Origin of the sequence: Undibacterium sp. TC9W (assembly GCF_049339865.1) — a bacterium.
Lineage (GTDB): Bacteria > Pseudomonadota > Gammaproteobacteria > Burkholderiales > Burkholderiaceae_D > Undibacterium.
The window spans coordinates 39,262-56,364 of sequence record NZ_JBMPPJ010000025.1 but is presented as its reverse complement, the minus strand read 5'-3'; the positions used below and the strand labels follow the sequence as shown (position 1 = coordinate 56,364).

Here is a 17,103-nt window from a genome sequence, read left to right as displayed (position 1 = left end):
TTGCTGCCCCATCCGTCTATTTTATCGTCCTATCATCATAGTCTCTGGGGCCAGACAGACTTTTGGAAAAGTGTCCGCAAATTGTCATCAATTTGTACCGCACCAGTTCTGTTGAAGCACTGATCTGGTGCGTTTATTCAATGACTGAGTCATTCCAGCTTGAACGCCTTGGCAATCGCCGACCAGGGGATATATTTGAAGTTTTGCGTGCCGTCTGGCAAGCGCTTGTAACCGTCTTGCACTACCAGCATGCCGAGCGAAAACTCGCCACCAAAATTGACAGAACTGACCTCTATCCCATCTGTTTCTGAAGTGCCATCAATACCCTTGGCCAGATTCATACCTACGTGAAACTTGCCGCGCAGACGATAAGGAGCTTGCGCTTCCAGTACCAGATAACTGCTATCCCCCTGGCTCGATACCAACAGGTAATTTTTCTGCTGACCAAAGTACATGGCCAGGCCTTCAACATCAGCCACCAGTTGTTTGCCAACCGGCATCACCATTTGCAAATCTGCAGGCTGATCTGCCTTGGCAGACGTGACCCAGATACCACGCTTTTCTTCGCCCATGAACAGGCGGTCAGTCTTGTCGTCCGCCACACAGCCTTCCGGCTGACTTGCCAGCTTGAAACTGCGCACCAGGCTGCTGCTGAAACCTTGCTCATTGTGAGTGATGCGGAACTGCTGGTAAGTGCCATCCTTGTCATTCACAAAGGCTTCCAGACCACCGGTGCGTGGCTGGTAAAGGCAAAAGCCATAGATCTTGTCCAGCTTGGTAGGGAAGCGGGCTGCCTCTGCCACTTGGCCCTGATCATTGATGACATATAGCACCAGGCTGTTTTCATCACGCTGGGTCGCCATGGCGATATCAAAGCTTTGGTGGCCCCATTTGATATTCTGGCGCACATCGACATTGTTCAGGCGTCCGCTTTCCAGCAACTGGGTTTGCTTGCCCTGCATGTCATACACAAGCAAACCCTGCTTCTTGTTGGTGCCCAGCACGCGGGAAAGCCTGGCATCTTGCGGGTGCACCCAGATGGCGGGATCATCAGCTGCGTCGCCATGACGGGCCACGGTATCGGTTTGCACTGTGGGTTCTATGACGACTATTTCTGAGGCTGCTGGCTGCTTCCAGGCAGCGCTGCTGGCACGCCAGGTTTTCGCCTGTTCATCCTGCAGTAGGAAATCCAGTTTATTGCTGTTATTGCTGGATGCCTGCGCATAGATATTCATTGCACTGTAAGGCAGGTTCAAGATTTGTTCAGGATGGAAATGCTGCTCATCTTTCTGGCGATAAAGATGCAGTTTTTTTCCATTCGCATCGAGAATCGCCACGCCACCTGGCAGTGCGCTAATTGTCGTGGCACCGCCATGCAATTTGCCAAATGGAGCAAGCATGGCGACAGGCTTTAGTTTGGCTGCAGTTTCTGCTTCAGCCGTAAATGCCCAGACGCCGCTATCTGGCACGCTCAGGTACAGAGTCTGGCTCTGGTCATCAACACGGCAATGCTTGCTGTGTGGTGGCAGCGCCAGCTTGCGTACCAGTTGCGCGCTGCCTTTATGCATGACCCATTGCTCGCTCAGTCCTTCCTTGCCAATCAGGAAGACATGATCAAGCTGTTGCGCATCGCGATACAGGCAAATGCTTTCCAATGAGAAATCTGGAGAAGGCATGCTGGTTTGCAAGCGTAGTTGCCCTGTTTTCTGATCTGCGACGTAAGCATGCGTCTTTTGCGTATCGGCATCAGTAAATACCGCAAGCATGCCATCAGCATGGGGACGGGCATCGAGGTGCTTTGCCCGCAGGCTGACTTTGCTGCGTTCCTTGCCTTGTGCATCGAGAAGACGTACACCTTGTTTGTCCAGCGTGAGCCAGCCGCCATCTGGCAGGGCGATTATTTCCTGGGCTTTGCCAGTGACTGTGGGTGGCAAACCTGCTGCTGAAGCGCAGGAAAAGCTTAGTATTGATGCCAGGCTTGATATCAGATATTTTGTTTTCATCGTTTTCATGCTCATCAGAATGCGCTGGCTTTCAGTGTGACTTTATACGTGCGACCATATTGTTCGTATTGCGAGTTAAATTGATGCGCGCCTTGATACACATAGTATTTTTCATTGTTCAGGTTTGCTGCTTCAAAGATCAGCTGGAAGCGCTTGCTGAGTTGATAGGCCAGCGAAAAATCGAGCTGTTTTTGGGTATCAACAATACGGTCCTGGTCTGCGCGCAAGATATCCGTGCCCACTTCCAGCAGGTAAGGAGATTTGTAGTTGAGCGCAAGGCGGGTGCTAACACGGCCATGTTCATAACCAAGCATCAGGTTCATGACACGGTCAGACTGGCCGGGCAGGCTGATGGAACGGCCGCGGGATTTACCGGTTGTGGTATCAAAACGGGCAATGTCTGCACTGGAGCGAGTGAAACTGGCATTCGCACCAACGATCAGGTATTTCCACGGGGCTGGCAACATGCGCAAGGGCTGTGAGTAAGACAGTTCTATGCCTTTGACATTGGCGGTATCGCCATTCGCATAAGAGACAGCACTGGTATAGCCTTGCCATGCGCCAGAACCGGCCAGGTTGGTGGTGTAGGTGAAGTTCTTGATATCCTTGTTGAACAGATAGGCCGAAACGCTGCCATCATGGCCCAATATTTTTTCTACGCCCAGATCAAGATTGCTGGCTTTCAGTGGTTTCAAATCTGGATTGCCTATCACTGCTTCGGTAGTGCTGGTGAGGTTGATGCCGGGCGCCAGTTGGCTGAAGTTGGCACGTACCACAGCATTGGTCCAGGCTGCGCGTATACTGGTTTTCTGGTCCAGGTCATAACGCAAGTGCAGGGACGGCAACCAGTCTGAATAACTGAGCTGGCGGCTGATGGCTTGCAGGCTGGTACCTCCAGTCACTTGCGTGCCAGCAGCATCAAACTGCGTGCGTTCTACCCTGGCACCGGCCAGTATGTGCAGCTTATCCATGTCAAAGCTGTTTTGCAGATAAGCGGCGTCAATATTTTCATTGATCTTGTAGTCATTGATGGCCGATTCCAGCACCAAGCGGGCGGCATTTCTGTCCAAGCCAGCCACGCGGGCGCGTATCAAGTCAGCACTGATGGCCGTGCCTATATTGCCCAGGGGATAATCGAGTGCCTGGTTTTGTACAAAGGCGCTCATGGACGTGGAACCCGGCCCCCAGTAATTGCCGCTGCTGGTTTTGCTGCTGTTGTAAGTCCATTGATTGGTGTCATTGGTCTTTTCACGACGGCTGGTCTTGGCACCGAATTTCAGATTCGATTCAAACTGCTCGAAGTGGAATTTGCGGGCCAGATCAAATTTCAGATGCTGTTCAGTATCCTTGGAAAAACGCTGCTGCAGGCTGATGGCGTTCAGGCTGTAGTTCGCTGGATCATGCAGGCTGGCGGGGCCGATGATTTTGGGCACTTCACCATCAACAAAACCAACCCCGGCAAAATTGGCATTGCCACGGAAGCGGCCATCGTTCAAGGCTTCTGGCGTGTCTTCGCTGGCGCGGCTGGAGCCTGCTGCCATATCCAGTTTCCAGTCCTGGAATTTTTGTTCTGTGCCCAGCACGACAGAGCTGATGGTTTGTGTATATTTGCGCTGACGTATGCGGCGTTCTGCTCTGGCCGTAGTCGTTGCCCCTTCAGCCAGGGTGCCGCTGGCAAAGCTGCCTATGGTAATGCGGTCACGCACTTCATCATCACTGAAGTCACTCAAAAAGCCATGCATAAAGTAAGTTTGCGATGCAGTCGGCTTGTAATCCAGGTTCAAGGCATAGGCATGGCGTTCACGCACAGGCAGGTAATCACGCAACTCAAAACCACCCAGCTTGCCATTGTCCCAGGCACCGCCGGTTTCCACATTGTCTGAACCAAAGCTGCGTTTCTCTGCGCTGATACCCGCAGCGATACCCAGCTTGCCGCCGACAAAACGGTCAGCCCACAAGAGACCGGCATTCGGGCTGGTCTTGCCCGTGACCTGGTCATAACTGGCGCCAGTATTTAGTGTCAAAAATTTCCCTGGCAAATCAAAGGCAGTCAGGCTTTTGACTTCAACTGCGCCTCCGAGCGAGCTGGCATCCTGTTCAGGGCGCAAGGTCTTGGTGACTTCCAGTGAACGTATCATCCCTGCAGGCAAGACATCGAGCGCTACCGCACGGCGGCTGGCCTCTGGCGATGGCACCAGGGCACCATTGATCGTGACACCATTCAGATCAGCACCCAGTCCGCGTACAACAATATAGCGGCCTTCACCCTGATCACGCTGTACCGAGATGCCGGGAAGACGTGCCAATGCTTCTGCTGCATTTTTGTCCGGCAAGCCACCGATGTCATCACTACTGACCACGCTGACGATATTGTCGGCTTTTTCCTGCATCTCCAGCGCCTTGCGCATACTGGCGCGCTGGCCGCTGATGACAACGCTGCTGGCATCACTGACAGTTACGTTTGGCCCCTGGGCATGGGCGTTTAGCATGGCCGAGATGCCCAGCATGATGATGGATAGTTGAGGCACAGGTTTTTTCTTCAGGGTTTTCATGGGTGAGATTTTCCGCAGGTAATGGATGGCAAAGAGTGGGCGGATTCTAGGAGTTACATATGTCGGGTTTGTGACAGGGGGGGAGCCGGATTTGCCGTTGCGGGGAAATCGCACTGTAAATCGCGAAGATGTGAGCTGAAATGACTTTTGCGGTTGGCGGTAAATAGCTAATAACTGTTTTTTTGAAAAACAGACCAAAAAGCTCACCACAGAGACACAGAGACACAGAGAAAGGAAAAAGAGAAGACTCAAAAACGAATCTATCCATTTTGATAAAGCGCTTTTTCTTTCTCTTGCTTTTCCCTGTGTCTCTGTGCCTCTGTGGTGAGAGGTCTTTGATGGTTAACCTGGCACTCTTGATAAAAGCTGAGCCGTTTGCACCCCCTGTTGTTTTCCATCCATAGCCCATATCAAAAAAACACTCATGTCATCGTCCCGTCATGCATCTCAATTACCCTCGCGCGACTTGACCTTAGGATGTGAATGCAATGCTTAAAAATTCCATGCTGCGCCTGCATAGAAACTTCATCATCACTGCCTGTGTGGCATTGATCGCCTTTATTGTTCTGTATGCCTATATGGGCACGCCCAAGCCCTTCATCAAATGGAAGTGGATGGACATCGTCGGTGAAGGCGGCACTTCGGTCATGTCTGGCCTGTGGTTGCTGATCATGCTCAGCAGTCGTCCCAAGGGCCTGGTGACGCGACTGTTTGCATTTGGTCTGGCGGCCATCATGCTGGGTTCATGGGCGGATTGCCTGGATGAGTTTTTTGCGATACCCAAGGAAGATGTCTGGGATAACTGGCTGGAATCCATGCTGGTCTTTGCCGGTATGCTGATCGTCACTGCCGGCATGTATTACTGGCGCGAAGAACAGTTCACCCTGAATGAACATTTGTAAAAGCGTGAGCGTCTGTTTCGCGACCACCGTGCATTTGACCGTGTGACCCAGCTCAGCAATGCTGATTATCTGCGCCTGCAAATCAAGCAGGAGCTGGACAGCCACCCTGGCATACCGTGTGCGCTGGTATTGCTGGACATAGACCAGTTCCATCTGATTAACCGTCAGCATGGTCAGCATGAGGGCGACCGTGTTTTACAGGCCGTCAGCCACATGCTCTTGCTGAACCTGCGTAATGAAGATGTGCTGTGTCGTTATGCAGGCGACAGGTTTGCCCTGGTCTTGCATGACACCAGTCTGGAAGAAGCGCAGGCATTGGCCGTGCATCTGTGCAAGATGGTCAGGCAGATGCGTTATTGTGCCAAAGAGGCGATACTGGAAATCAGCATGCGTCATGCCTGCACTGTGGCAGACGATGCACCGGATACTTTGCTGAGCAGACTTAGCCGTGCAGTGGAAGCCAGTGCACTTGCCTCTACTGAGCCGCAGTTGGCAACGAGGGGCTTGTAATGCACTTCCATCAGGCTGCAGACGCCTGCCTGCCAGCCGGATACCATGCGGCCCAGATATTGGCTTACACGCGCAGTCGCGAAGTCGATGATGGGCTCATCTTGCGTAGTGTAGGCGTTGAGGCGGCTCGGATCACGCAAGGGCAATGTAATATCAGTCCACAGCAATATCTGCAATTGCTGGCTAACGCACTACAGGCTCTGCGCAGTGCCGACAGCAGTTTCATGCTGGGGCAGCAAATGCTGCCGGGGCATTTTGGCAGTGTCAGCCATGCATTATTGCAGGCACAGAGCTTGCGGCAGGCGCTGGAGATTTTGTGCGCGCATTCTACCCGACTATGCCCTTTGCTCAGGCCGAGGTTCAGTGAAGGCAAGGATGTGGCTGTCTTGTACTGGATGAATAGCTATGGCGCCCCCAGTCTGCACCCAGCAATAGTCGAGATGCACATGACAGCCGTTGTTGCGATGTGCCGCTGGCTCAGTGGTGTGCGTCTGCCATGGCGCTTCTGTTTCAACCGCAGTGCTGCCCGTCACACTGAGCAGCATGAAGTGCACCTGGGCAGTGAGCTGCGTTTTAATTGCCATTTGGATGCCATGCTGATCGCCACAGAATACCTGGATTTGCCGTGGCCACGTGGTAATGCGCTGGCAGCGAGCCTGGCATTGCAACAGGCACAGCAAGAAGCTTTGCTCAGCGATGAAACGCCGAGTCTGTTAAATGCGGTCTATGATTATCTGCTGACCCATATACGAGGCAACCCTAGCCTGGAACAACTGGCAGCAGTGTTTTCCGTCAGCCCAGCCAGCATGAAACGCTATCTGGCCAAAGAAGGCACGCATTTCCAGGCCGAGCTGGATCAGGTACGCACCCATGTGGCCCTGTATTTATTCCAGAGCCGACATTACGACAATGAGGCAGTTGCCATGCACCTGGGGTTTCATGATGCGAATAATTTCCGGCGTTCTTTCAAGCGCTGGACAGGACTGACACCAAGCAGCCTGAAAGAAAATCTGACTCAGGATTTTCCTGGACTGAATTTCAGTGTGGGGATTTGATGGTGGGTTAGTAGTCAGGCTGTTTTAGCAATTATCCAATCAATGTATATCCTTGATCCGTCGTTCATACGGCACGTTTGCATCTTTACCCCGGTTTTGCCGTACGCTCATGGAAATGATTTTCAACAATATCCTGATGAGTACAAAAGCAATAAACAAGGTAATGATCAGCGGAATAATCGTGATCAGCAGCGCGATAGCAAGAATGATAACCAGGATTTTTGGTAAGGGTGTACGCAACAGGCGTTCTCCTACCTTTTGTCCTATCTGACGAAACTCTTGCGCTGCCTGTCGGCAGACAGAGTACAGGTATTGGCTGATGCTATTTTTCATGGGTAACTCCTGAATCGGTGCTTGCCTGATCTGAAAATCAGGCGATGGGGGCATTATCAGCATGCTTGCGCAAATAATCTACGGTAATTTTAATGCGAAATTGCCGTTCCCTGTTTTTCAGGGCCAATTCTGTAGTGTAATCCCTTGATATAAGCGAAAAGAGCGACCAGCTTGGTCGCTCTTTTGTTCAAGTTACTACGGCTAATTCATTACTTATTTAGCCTTGCCCAAATGCTGCAGGAAGAAAGCTTCATATTTTTTGTGCAAAGCCTTGGGTTTAACTGTGCCACCCAGGCCATGTTCACCATCTGGATCAAGGAAGAGATCAACCAGGGATTCCTTGCCGTTTTCCAGCAGGGCACGATACACATTCACTGTGTCCTGATACAAGACGTTTGGATCCTGCATGCCGTGTACCAGCATCAACGGTTTTTTCAGACCAGCAGTCAGGGGCAGCAGTGAATATTTACGCAGGTTAGGTTTACTGCGTTCTGTCTTGCCAATGGTGCGGCCACTGTACCAGCTATTGTAGTTTTCCCATTCTGTCGGGCCAGCACCGGCGATACCGGCAGCAAAAGTATCAGGGCTGGTGTACATGGTGTACTGGGTCTGGAAGCCGCCAAAGCTCCAGCCTGTGAGGCCTATGCGTTTGCCATCTACACCGAGGTTCTTTTGCATGTACTTGGTCAGGTCTTCCAGATCTTCTGCCTGCGGTTTGCCTACCTGTTCCCAGTTGGCATCGCTGAACTTGCGACCATAATTGGAGTGGCCGCGTGGATCTACTGCCACAGTCACATAACCATGCTTGGCTGCCATATACATGCCAAACATATAGGCAGTCTGCTGGAAGCTGTCCGTTTCGACGATATGCCTGTCATTCAGCGGACCACCGTAGGTATAAACAATCGCAGGGCGGTGATCAGATGAACTCAGACCGGCTGGCTTGAACACATAAGCCTGTATCTTGTCACCATGCCGGTTGGTGTAACTGAAGCGCTCAGGGCGTTGCAGGTCTATCGCATTCCATTGCGGGTCATGGCTTTGTGTCAGCGTCGTGGATTTCGCTTTATTGATATCCACCAGTTTCAATTCAGGGCGGCTGGCCCATTGACCTGCCATGCTGGCCTGTTTGTCGCCGCTTTCTGTCACGGTACTGTTGCGGTGGAAGTCACCAGCCTGGCCCAGAGCTTTCATGTCACCAGTTGCGAGATCGACCTTGTACGCATTCATGGCGGCAAAATCATCCTTGTTGGCGAGTACGAACATGGATTTATTGTCATCGCTAAAACCGATGATGTTGTGGGCTTCAAAATCGCCTTTGAGCAATGGTTTTGCGCTGCCATTGCTGACATCAATCACATAGGGCTGGCGATAACCGTGCTCATCAAGGACGGCAACCAGTTGCTGGCTGTCGGCAGTGAAGCGTGGTGCCAGCACATTGACGACTTCATGACCAACGTTGCCGCGCCTTTCAAAAACCATTTGTGGCTTGACGCCTTCTTCTGCCTTGCCGACATAGATGCGCAACAAGTCTTTTTCACGTTCCCAAGTAGAGAAAGTGTAGCGGCTACCATCCTTGGCCCAGGCAACCGGGCTCATTTCGAACCAGACATCGCCACCATCATTGGTGAAGACTGGTTGTGGCTGGCGTGCAGAGGCATCACCAACACGGCGTATATACAGAGCCGTGGCGGGTATCTTGCGTTTGTCATCGGATACTTCACGTGGCACTTTTTTGGCCGTAGCAAAGCGTTCGCTGTAGTTCATGATTTCGACCTGGCGTTCAGAAGGTGGGGGCGGTTTGCCGTTTTCTGGTTTGGCATCCGGTGCTTCGGCAGAAATCGCCATCCATTGCTTGTCTTCACTGAGTACAGTATTGGCAATGCGGTATTTTTTATCGGCGTCGTCTGGGTGTATCAGTTCGCGGTTCAACTGGCGTATTGCGCTGCTGCTGAAGCTGGCGTTGAACAGGCGTTTTTCATCCATATAGATATAACCATTATCATCTGCCTGGTAGGCGACGATACGTTCAGGCTTGTCAGTCTGGGTCAGGCGTTCTATCTTGCCATCTGCGGCATTCAGCCGGAACAGGTCACCGCGATACTGGAATATCAGTTCATTCTTTTTATTCGCCCAGACCAGGGCATCCACACCAGGATACAGGTCAGTCGGTTTGAGTTTTTCTTTTTCGAGTTTCTTTTTCAGCTCGTCACGCAGTTCCCAGATTTCCTTGGCCTTGTTGTCGTCTTTTGCATCCTTCTTTTCGTCTTTCTTGTCACCATCGTTTTTAGCTACGCTGGCTGTGCCAGTTTTTGCGGCAGCAGCAGCGGCTTTTTCCCTCGCACCTTCAGCATCGGTTTCCGCTTTCTTGGCAGCGTCCTTGGCTTTTTTCTCGGCCAGTTCACGTTTCACTTCTTCCAGCGCGGCTTCTTCCCACTGCATCAGGTTGACTTTTTCACCGCGCAGGTAGGCGGCCTGGGCTTCTGCCTTGGCCTGGCGCTCGGCTTCTTCTTTTTCTTTTTGTCTGGCTTTTTTATCGAAGCGCTCCCAGTCTTCTGGCGCATCGTAGGTTTTCATCAATGCTGGTGAAGTGATGCGTTTGGTTTCGCCAGTCTGGGTATCGTGTACATATAAATCAAAACCATTTTCACCAAAAGGGTTCCAGGTGTAAGCCAGGTAGCGGCCATCCTTGCTGAATTGTATATGGCGTGCGGCTTGGCCTGCATAGCCTTTGGCGCGGTATACCTGTTCCAGCGTCAGGTCGGCTGGTTTGATTTTGGCGACACTGTTAGTAGTTGGTGCGGCTTGGGCGGTTTCTTGCGGAAATAGCAAGCTGGCTGCTCCGCTAAAAGCGAGCGCAACACTGACGGTGAGAATTTTCGGAGACATGATGAAAACCTTGGTTTTAGTTTAATTAGCAGGTATGGGATTGATCAGGAGGTGATGCGCAAATAGCGATGTTAGCAAGCTATCCCCGGAATTAGCGCATTTTCCATAGACAAATGTCTTGGAAAACAGTTCCGTGGGAAAATATTTTCTCTGAAAATCGGTAGAAAATTTGCTTTTGCTTTATTAAAGCGAAGATCGCTTAGTTTTTTGCTGAAATAATCTTCACCGAGGCAGCTTACGGTATTGCTGAGGGCTGAGTCCCAGCCTGGATTTAAAGGCGCTGCCAAGATGAGATTGATGAGCAAAACCACAATCTGCTGCAATATCTGCAATAGATAAATTGCTATCAAGGATGAGCAAGCGCGCCCTTTGCAGGCGACGCTCAGTGATGTAGGCATGTGGTGTGGTGCCGGTTGCATGGGCAAAGCTGCGCAAGAAGCGCAGCAGTGGCATATTTGCCATCGTTGCCAGCTCTTCCAGATTCAAGGAGGTGTCGAGTTGATCTTCGATGTAATCCAGTATGCGGCCATGTAAAACTTTGTCTTGTGCATATGGGCTGGATGTCTTTACCTTGCTTGATTTTTCATTGGCGAGCGCTAAGCCCCGCTGCAAAAACAGGCCAGCTTTTTCTTGCAGGAGCAGAGCATCTTTATCTTTTTGTAAGAGCAGACTGCGCAATTGCCAGGCCAGCATGACGGCCTGTTTGTCGCCATGGAATATCTGTCTCGGCGATGATGCACGCATGTCTGCCAGCAGATCAGGATTGGTGATGTGCATGAGCAGGTATTCCCCGCCATGTGCAGATTCTGAAAACATCGGTAAGCCAGCGGTGCTGATGGCAAAGTCGCCTGGCCAGGCATCAAAGTCATGACGAATATCGCTGCCTATCGCATGTACGCCGGTCTGACGTGCAAATGCCAGACCCAGGCTGGTATGGGAAGATGTGCCGCTGATGGAATAGGGCAGGGCTGGCAATAATTCCAGTCTTGCCCACTTGATGTCGATGGTATCCATGCTCATGACAAAAGCTCTCTGCTGAAATTTCTTGATAGCCTGGAAAATTCGGTCTGTTTATTATAGAGGCATTCAATCATCTGGCTAGTGCGCTGGCCTTCAATTCACAGATGGAGTTGCAATGAAAACCATAGGCCTTATAGGCGGCATGAGCTGGGAATCAACGATACCTTATTACAAGCAAATCAATGAAACCATCAAAGAAAAACTCGGTGGCCTGCATTCTGCAAAGATCATCCTGTATAGCGTCGATTTTCATGAGATAGAGAGACTGCAACACGCCGGTGACTGGGATGCCGCCGGTGTCATCCTCGCGCAAGCAGCACGCTCACTGGAGTTGGCGGGTGCAGATTTTCTGGTGCTGTGTACGAACACCATGCACAAGCTGGCAGATGTTATTGAGGCAGCGGTAGCGATACCCTTGTTTCATATTGCCGACCTTACTGCGCAAGCCATCAAGGATGCAGGTTACGGCAAGATAGGTTTGCTCGGTACGCGCTTTACCATGGAGCAGGATTTTTACCGCGAGCGTTTGCACAGCAAACATGGTTTGCAAGTGCTGGTGCCCGAGCTGGCAGACCGTGACATTATTCACCAGGTTATTTACGAAGAACTTTGCCTGGGCAAAATCAACCCTGTATCACGCCAGCACTATCGCCGCATCATGGCCAGCCTGAAAGAGAGTGGCGCGCAGGCGATCATTCTCGGTTGTACCGAGATCAGCCTGCTGGTAGGTCAGGATGATGCCGGTGTGCCCTTGTTTGATACTACGGCCATTCATGCGCGCAGTGCTGCGCTGCATGCTTTGTCGTGAGTGGCTAGTGGACTGTTACAGTTCACTACTATCAATTGACTTTGCGCAGGGCTTCCCTCAAAGCGGGCAAGAGGTTTTCCTTCAGGGCGGGTTCGGTGCTCTCCCTGACTGAAAAATACAGGGGCAGTAAAAAGGCACTGACATTATGTCTTTGCGCCAGTCTGGCCTGAGTGTAAGGACCAGGTTGTATGCTGTTGTCTATCAGCTTGTTGAACCACACGTCCCAGTCACGCTTGTTGAAACTCGGTGTCCGCGCCAGATAATACACGGCTGTCATCAGCCTGACTCCCTCACCATATTGATAGAAATGCGTGGATGGGGCGATCTGCGTAGCAATGGCTGCCAGCATGGTTTCATGCTGGGGTTTTTCTATGGCCGGGTTCATCGCCAGTTGCAGCATCAGGTCAGCACTATGGGCTATGCCATGTCGCCAACCATCTTTTTCATCAAAGCCACGATAGTCGCGCAAGTTGCTCAGATAGTGGCTGCCTGCATTGACGATATCGATTCTCTCCTGTGTGCTCAGATATGGTTTTTTCCTGTCTGCCCGCACCAGTTCTGCCAGCGTCAATATGGCAAAGGGCCGCAAAAAACTGCTTTCTTCCGCTGCAGGTGCCTGCACGGCATTCAACATTTTCGTGCGCAGGCTGGTGAGTGTCGCGACGTCCAGCTTCTCAGTACGCATCCAGGCTGATAACCCTTCAAAGGCCAGTTCATCACGTAATTCTGTATCCGGATTACCAAGGCAATCAGCCGCAGAGAGTGCCAGGCTTTGCCGCTTGCCGTCATCGTCGAGTTTCCAGCCAGCAGATTTGGCGGACTTTAATTCTTGCTTGGTAGGTTCAACACAATCGGCGAATGTTGTATTGGTGGTGAACAATAGAGCGAGCAGACAAAAAGTAGAGGTCAGGCGATGCATGAGTGCTATCCATACGGAAGAGGAAGATCGACAAGTGTGCCATGCCGATTTTTTATTGTCATGCGCCACAAAAAACTTACACAAAGTATATTGAGTTGGTGTTATAGTTAACTACAACACTAATTTACTTGTGAGATGACGCTAGAGAAGTATCAATCTCGTTGTCCCGGGTATTCACAGGAAGGTGCAAGCATGAGTGTTAACTGGAATGACCAGACGCCGATTTACCGGCAATTGAAGCAACGGGTGCTGGGAATGATGCTGGATGGCTTGTTAAAGCCAGGCGACGCCTTGCCCTCGGTCAGGCAGGTGGCAGCAGAGTATCAGCTCAATCCGATTACGGTCTTAAAAGCCTATCAGGAATTGGTCGATGAAGAACTGGTGGAAAAACGAAGAGGTGTGGGCATGTATATGACCGAATCAGCGCTCGATAAATTACTGGCAGATGAACGCCAGCGTTTCATTGAAGAAGAATGGCCAGCCATGCTGGAACGCATACGCAGGCTGGGTTTGGATGTGCAGCAATTGCCGGGTTTGCAGGATAAGGGAGGCGTGAAATGAACAGCGCAGCAGATACATCAAAGAACAAGTCAGTGAATAGCGTCATTTCAGCCCGTGGTATCAGCAAATACTATGGCAAACAGCGCGTGCTTGACAGCCTGAAATTTGAGATTGCGCCTGGCCGCATCGTTGGCCTGATAGGGCCAAATGGCTCTGGCAAGACCAGCACTATCAAGTCGATACTGGGATTGAGTGATTTTGACGGCGACATGCAGGTGCTGGGCCTGGACCCACGCACCCAGCGTGATGCGCTGATGAATGATGTCTGTTTCATCGCCGATGTGGCTATTTTGCCGCGCTGGCTCAAGGTAAAAGACGCGATAGCTTTTGTCGAAGGTGTGCATCCCAGGTTCAACCGCGCCAGGGCTGAGCAATATATCGCCCATACCAAATTGAAGCCAGACATGAAAGTCAAAGCCATGTCCAAAGGTATGGTGGCACAACTGCACCTTGCCCTGATCATGGCTATCGACGCTAAATTGCTGGTACTGGATGAACCGACCCTGGGTCTGGATATTTTGTACCGCAAGCAGTTTTATCAAAACTTGCTGGAAGATTATTTTGATGAAAACAAGAGCATCGTCATCACTACGCATCAGGTTGAAGAGGTTGAGCATGTACTCAGTGACATCATTTTTATCAATGAAGGAAAAATCGTGCTCGACACCAGCATGGAGCAATTGGCAGAACGCTTCGTCGAAGTCTTGATCCATCCAGATCAGATAGAGCAGGCCGCTGCCCTGAAGCCCTTGAGTCAGCGAACGGTTTTCGGCAAATCTGCCATGTTGTTTGAAAATATCGGCACTGACATACTGCGTGCCCTGGGGGAGCTCCGCCAGCCAGGTATTGCAGAGATATATCTCGCGACCATGAAAGGAGTGCAAGCATGAAAAAATTGATGTGGCTGATACGCCGTGAGTATTGGGAAAACAAAGCGATGCTCTTATGGCCAAATGCATCGATAGCTGCACTTCTGGTGATCTTGTATGCCTCAGTCAAAGGCAGACCCAGCTATCAGTTTGAAGGGCAGGTTGTCGAGCCTGCGGTCATGACTGCAGCACAGATCAGCTTTGTAATCAAGGGACTTAGCGACGCTTTTTATATACCATTGTCGCTGCTGGGGATACTTTTGCCAATACTGGTTGGCGTGTATTGTCTGGGCTCGCTGTTTAATGAGCGGGACGACAGAAGTGCGCTTTTCTGGAAGTCTATGCCAGTCTCTGGAACCAGTACGGTTCTATCTAAAGTGCTGTTTGCGTTGTTGTTTTTTCCGCTCGCGACTTTGGTGTTTTCCCTGATCGCTGGCGTGCCTATTTTCTTGAGTTTTGCCATCAGCTTGCAAAATTCTGGTATTCAGGCGAACGTGTTCAGCGCAGCTTTCCACGACAGCGATATGTTACTGGCGCCTTTGAAAATGATTTCGCTTTTACCCATCTACATGCTGTGGGCCTTGCCTACAGTCGGCTGGCTGATGATGGTATCTGCCTGGGCCAAAGCCAGACCAATACTTTGGGCAGTATGCTTACCGATAATGACAGTATTGTTGATCTTCATTCTTAGCAAGAACCTGGATCTGGGCTTGAATATTCGCTGGTTGAACTTCAATATTATAGGTCGCGGTTTGATGAGTCTTGTTCCTGCTTCGTGGATCGCTTATGAGAAAATCGACAACCCGAAACTGGACTACGCCCAAACTTTCACAGCCTGGACAGGAGATTTGTATGGACCATCGCTGGAGATGCTGGGCAAATCCGAGCTATGGGTAGGCGCCATCGTCGGCATCGCCATGCTGGCAGTTGCCATGTTCTTGCGGCAGAAAAAGGATGTGAGTTAAATGTTAAAAAGACGCGCATCAACTTTTTGTTGCGCGTCTTTCCTTGTCACTTCTTAGTTTCTTATCTTGCCGGCCTCACCACCAGCGCCACACCCGCGAGCGCAATCACCATGCCCATTATGGCAGTCATCGTCAGTTTTTCACCAAACATCAGCCAGGCCATGGCGGCAGTGACTGCGGGTACCAGGTACATATAGCTGGTCACCTTGGTCGCTTCGCCATGCCGTATCATGATGAACAGTACCGAGATGCCAACGCCGGATAATACAAATACTGACCAGGCCATGGCGGCAAAGAACTGTGGTGTCCAGATGATGGTCTGGGTTTCCAGCGTCAGCGCAAATGGTAGGGTGACCAGCAGGGATGCCACAAACTGTATGACTTGCCCGGTTCTGACATCAAAACTGGGGCAGGTTTTTTTCTGGTACAGCGTGCCTATGGTCATCGCAGTCAATGCCATGACTGCCAGCGTCACGCTGCTGACGGACAAACCAATGACAGAGATTTTATTGGCGACCACCAGCGCTACGCCGCAAATACCAAGCGCCAGTCCTGCCCATTGTTTGCCGTAGATGCGTTCACCGATGATGGGGCCAAGGAATGCAGTAAAGATGGGTTGGGTATTGGCGATCAGTGCAGCGACGCCAGCTGGCATGCCCAGCTTGACCGCGCACCAGATGCCGCCGAGGTACATGGCCTGCATCATGATGCCTGCGATAGCTATCGGCAGCCAGAAGCGGCGCTCAGGCCAAGGTGCACGCATGGTCAGCGCCAGTATCAGCATGAAGATGATCACGCCCAGATACCGCAGGCACAGGAAGGTCAGCGGTTCGGCATAGGGCAGGCCGTATTTAGCGACGACATAACCGGATGCCCAGATGAAAATGAAGATGGCGGGGAGAAAGCGTAATAGAGGAGAGGCTTTGGTTTGCATGCTGTTCAAAGAGTAAGGCGATAGAGCATAGGGGAAAATTCCTGGCGCTCATTTGAGCCATGATCTTCGCATAAACAGCTTGCATGATGGATGAAAAAAAACCTGCGGTGCTGATGCATGCGCAGGTTTTTTTTCATCTGTGCTGTATATGTCACGACGCAACGGGCATCACGACAAGCTGGCTCAGCCCAGGTTTGCTGTGGCAAATTCCCAGTTGACCAGTGCCCAGAATGCTTCCAGGTATTTTGGACGTGCATTGCGGTAGTCGATGTAGTAAGCGTGTTCCCACAGATCGCAAGTCAGCAATGGTGTGTCTGCTGTTGTCAGTGGAGTAGCTGCATTGGATGTGTTGACGATATCCAGTGTGCCGTCAGCTTTTTTGACCAGCCATGTCCAGGAAGAACCGAAATTGCCTACGCAAGACTTGGTGAAAGCTTCTTTGAATGCATCGAAAGAACCCCATTTGGCATTGATGGCATCTGCCAGTTTGCCGCTAGGTGCGCCGCTGCCGTTAGGTTTCAGGCCATTCCAGTAGAAAGTGTGGTTCCAGATCTGTGCGGAGTTATTGAAAATGCCGCCAGAAGATTTCTTGACGATTTCTTCCAGTGTGGAGTTTTCAAATTCTGTACCCTTGATCAGGTTGTTCAGATTGGTCACATAGGTTTGATGATGCTTGCCATAGTGATATTCCAGAGTCTCCTGGGAGATATGTGGAGCCAAAGCATCCAGTGCATAAGGCAGTGCCGGTAAGGTATGTTCCATATCGTATCCTTTTATCGTGAG

The 17,103-nt window shown here is 51.1% G+C and carries 15 protein-coding genes; 7 read left to right on the top strand and 8 right to left on the bottom strand.

The window, feature by feature from the left end; genetic code table 11:
- Positions 1-149: 149 nt before the first annotated feature.
- Together ACO0LN_RS25425 and ACO0LN_RS25420 are read right to left on the bottom strand one after the other, a co-directional pair.
- Complete coding sequence (locus tag ACO0LN_RS25425; protein ID WP_422978719.1) at positions 150-2,003, bottom strand: phytase; 1,854 nt, start codon at positions 2,001-2,003, stop codon at positions 150-152.
- A 14-nt stretch (positions 2,004-2,017) separates the two neighbouring features.
- Positions 2,018-4,555: a TonB-dependent receptor gene (locus ACO0LN_RS25420; protein ID WP_422978717.1), complete on the bottom strand. Its 2,538-nt coding sequence runs from the start codon at positions 4,553-4,555 to the stop codon at positions 2,018-2,020.
- Between the two features lie 488 nt (positions 4,556-5,043).
- Between ACO0LN_RS25420 and ACO0LN_RS25415 the strand changes: the two genes are divergently transcribed.
- From ACO0LN_RS25415 to ACO0LN_RS25405, 3 genes are read left to right on the top strand one after another with little or no spacing between them, the layout of a single operon-like run.
- Positions 5,044-5,457: a hypothetical protein gene (locus ACO0LN_RS25415; RefSeq protein WP_422978715.1), complete on the top strand. Its 414-nt coding sequence runs from the start codon at positions 5,044-5,046 to the stop codon at positions 5,455-5,457.
- Between the two features lie 42 nt (positions 5,458-5,499).
- Complete coding sequence (locus ACO0LN_RS25410; protein ID WP_422978713.1) at positions 5,500-5,967, top strand: GGDEF domain-containing protein; 468 nt, start codon at positions 5,500-5,502, stop codon at positions 5,965-5,967.
- Positions 5,967-7,022, top strand: a complete 1,056-nt coding sequence (locus ACO0LN_RS25405; RefSeq protein WP_422978711.1) for an AraC family transcriptional regulator ligand-binding domain-containing protein — start codon at positions 5,967-5,969, stop codon at positions 7,020-7,022. Before ACO0LN_RS25410 ends, ACO0LN_RS25405 begins: the two co-directional genes overlap by 1 nt.
- A gap of 39 nt (positions 7,023-7,061) precedes the next feature.
- Here the strand turns inward: ACO0LN_RS25405 and ACO0LN_RS25400 are convergent, their stop codons facing one another.
- From ACO0LN_RS25400 to ACO0LN_RS25390, 3 genes are all read right to left on the bottom strand, one after another.
- Entirely contained in the window at positions 7,062-7,355 is a 294-nt protein-coding gene (locus ACO0LN_RS25400) for a hypothetical protein (RefSeq protein ID WP_422978709.1), read from the bottom strand.
- 213 nt (positions 7,356-7,568) lie between these two features.
- Positions 7,569-10,244, bottom strand: a complete 2,676-nt coding sequence (locus ACO0LN_RS25395) for a prolyl oligopeptidase family serine peptidase (protein WP_422978707.1) — start codon at positions 10,242-10,244, stop codon at positions 7,569-7,571.
- A 222-nt stretch (positions 10,245-10,466) separates the two neighbouring features.
- Positions 10,467-11,264, bottom strand: a complete 798-nt coding sequence (locus ACO0LN_RS25390; RefSeq protein ID WP_422978705.1) for a helix-turn-helix domain-containing protein — start codon at positions 11,262-11,264, stop codon at positions 10,467-10,469.
- A 115-nt stretch (positions 11,265-11,379) separates the two neighbouring features.
- Here ACO0LN_RS25390 and ACO0LN_RS25385 point away from each other — a divergent pair, with 115 nt between their 5' ends.
- Positions 11,380-12,072 carry an aspartate/glutamate racemase family protein gene (locus ACO0LN_RS25385; RefSeq protein WP_422978703.1) on the top strand — a complete coding sequence of 231 codons (693 nt, stop codon included), beginning with the start codon at positions 11,380-11,382 and terminating at the stop codon, positions 12,070-12,072.
- Between the two features lie 31 nt (positions 12,073-12,103).
- On the opposite strand, the gene ACO0LN_RS25380 is transcribed toward ACO0LN_RS25385, so the two are convergent.
- Positions 12,104-12,991, bottom strand: a complete 888-nt coding sequence (locus ACO0LN_RS25380; protein WP_422978701.1) for a DUF2785 domain-containing protein — start codon at positions 12,989-12,991, stop codon at positions 12,104-12,106.
- 192 nt (positions 12,992-13,183) lie between these two features.
- On the opposite strand from ACO0LN_RS25380, the gene ACO0LN_RS25375 reads away from it, so the two are divergent.
- The 3 genes from ACO0LN_RS25375 to ACO0LN_RS25365 are packed head-to-tail and all read left to right on the top strand — an operon-like array spanning position 13,184 to position 15,386.
- Complete coding sequence (locus ACO0LN_RS25375) at positions 13,184-13,552, top strand: GntR family transcriptional regulator (protein ID WP_422978699.1); 369 nt, start codon at positions 13,184-13,186, stop codon at positions 13,550-13,552.
- Positions 13,549-14,442: an ABC transporter ATP-binding protein gene (locus ACO0LN_RS25370; protein WP_422978697.1), complete on the top strand. Its 894-nt coding sequence runs from the start codon at positions 13,549-13,551 to the stop codon at positions 14,440-14,442. Before ACO0LN_RS25375 ends, ACO0LN_RS25370 begins: the two co-directional genes overlap by 4 nt.
- Entirely contained in the window at positions 14,439-15,386 is a 948-nt protein-coding gene (locus tag ACO0LN_RS25365) for a hypothetical protein (RefSeq protein ID WP_422978695.1), read from the top strand. The genes ACO0LN_RS25370 and ACO0LN_RS25365 overlap by 4 nt, the downstream gene beginning before the upstream one ends.
- Before the next feature lie 61 nt (positions 15,387-15,447).
- Here ACO0LN_RS25365 and ACO0LN_RS25360 read toward each other — a convergent pair whose 3' ends face one another.
- Together ACO0LN_RS25360 and sodB are read right to left on the bottom strand one after the other, a co-directional pair.
- Positions 15,448-16,320 carry a DMT family transporter gene (locus ACO0LN_RS25360; protein ID WP_422978693.1) on the bottom strand — a complete coding sequence of 291 codons (873 nt, stop codon included), beginning with the start codon at positions 16,318-16,320 and terminating at the stop codon, positions 15,448-15,450.
- Between the two features lie 183 nt (positions 16,321-16,503).
- Positions 16,504-17,082 (bottom strand): superoxide dismutase [Fe], encoded by a 579-nt coding sequence (gene sodB / locus ACO0LN_RS25355; protein WP_422978691.1) that lies wholly within the window; start codon positions 17,080-17,082, stop codon positions 16,504-16,506.
- Between the last annotated feature and the right edge of the window lie 21 nt (positions 17,083-17,103).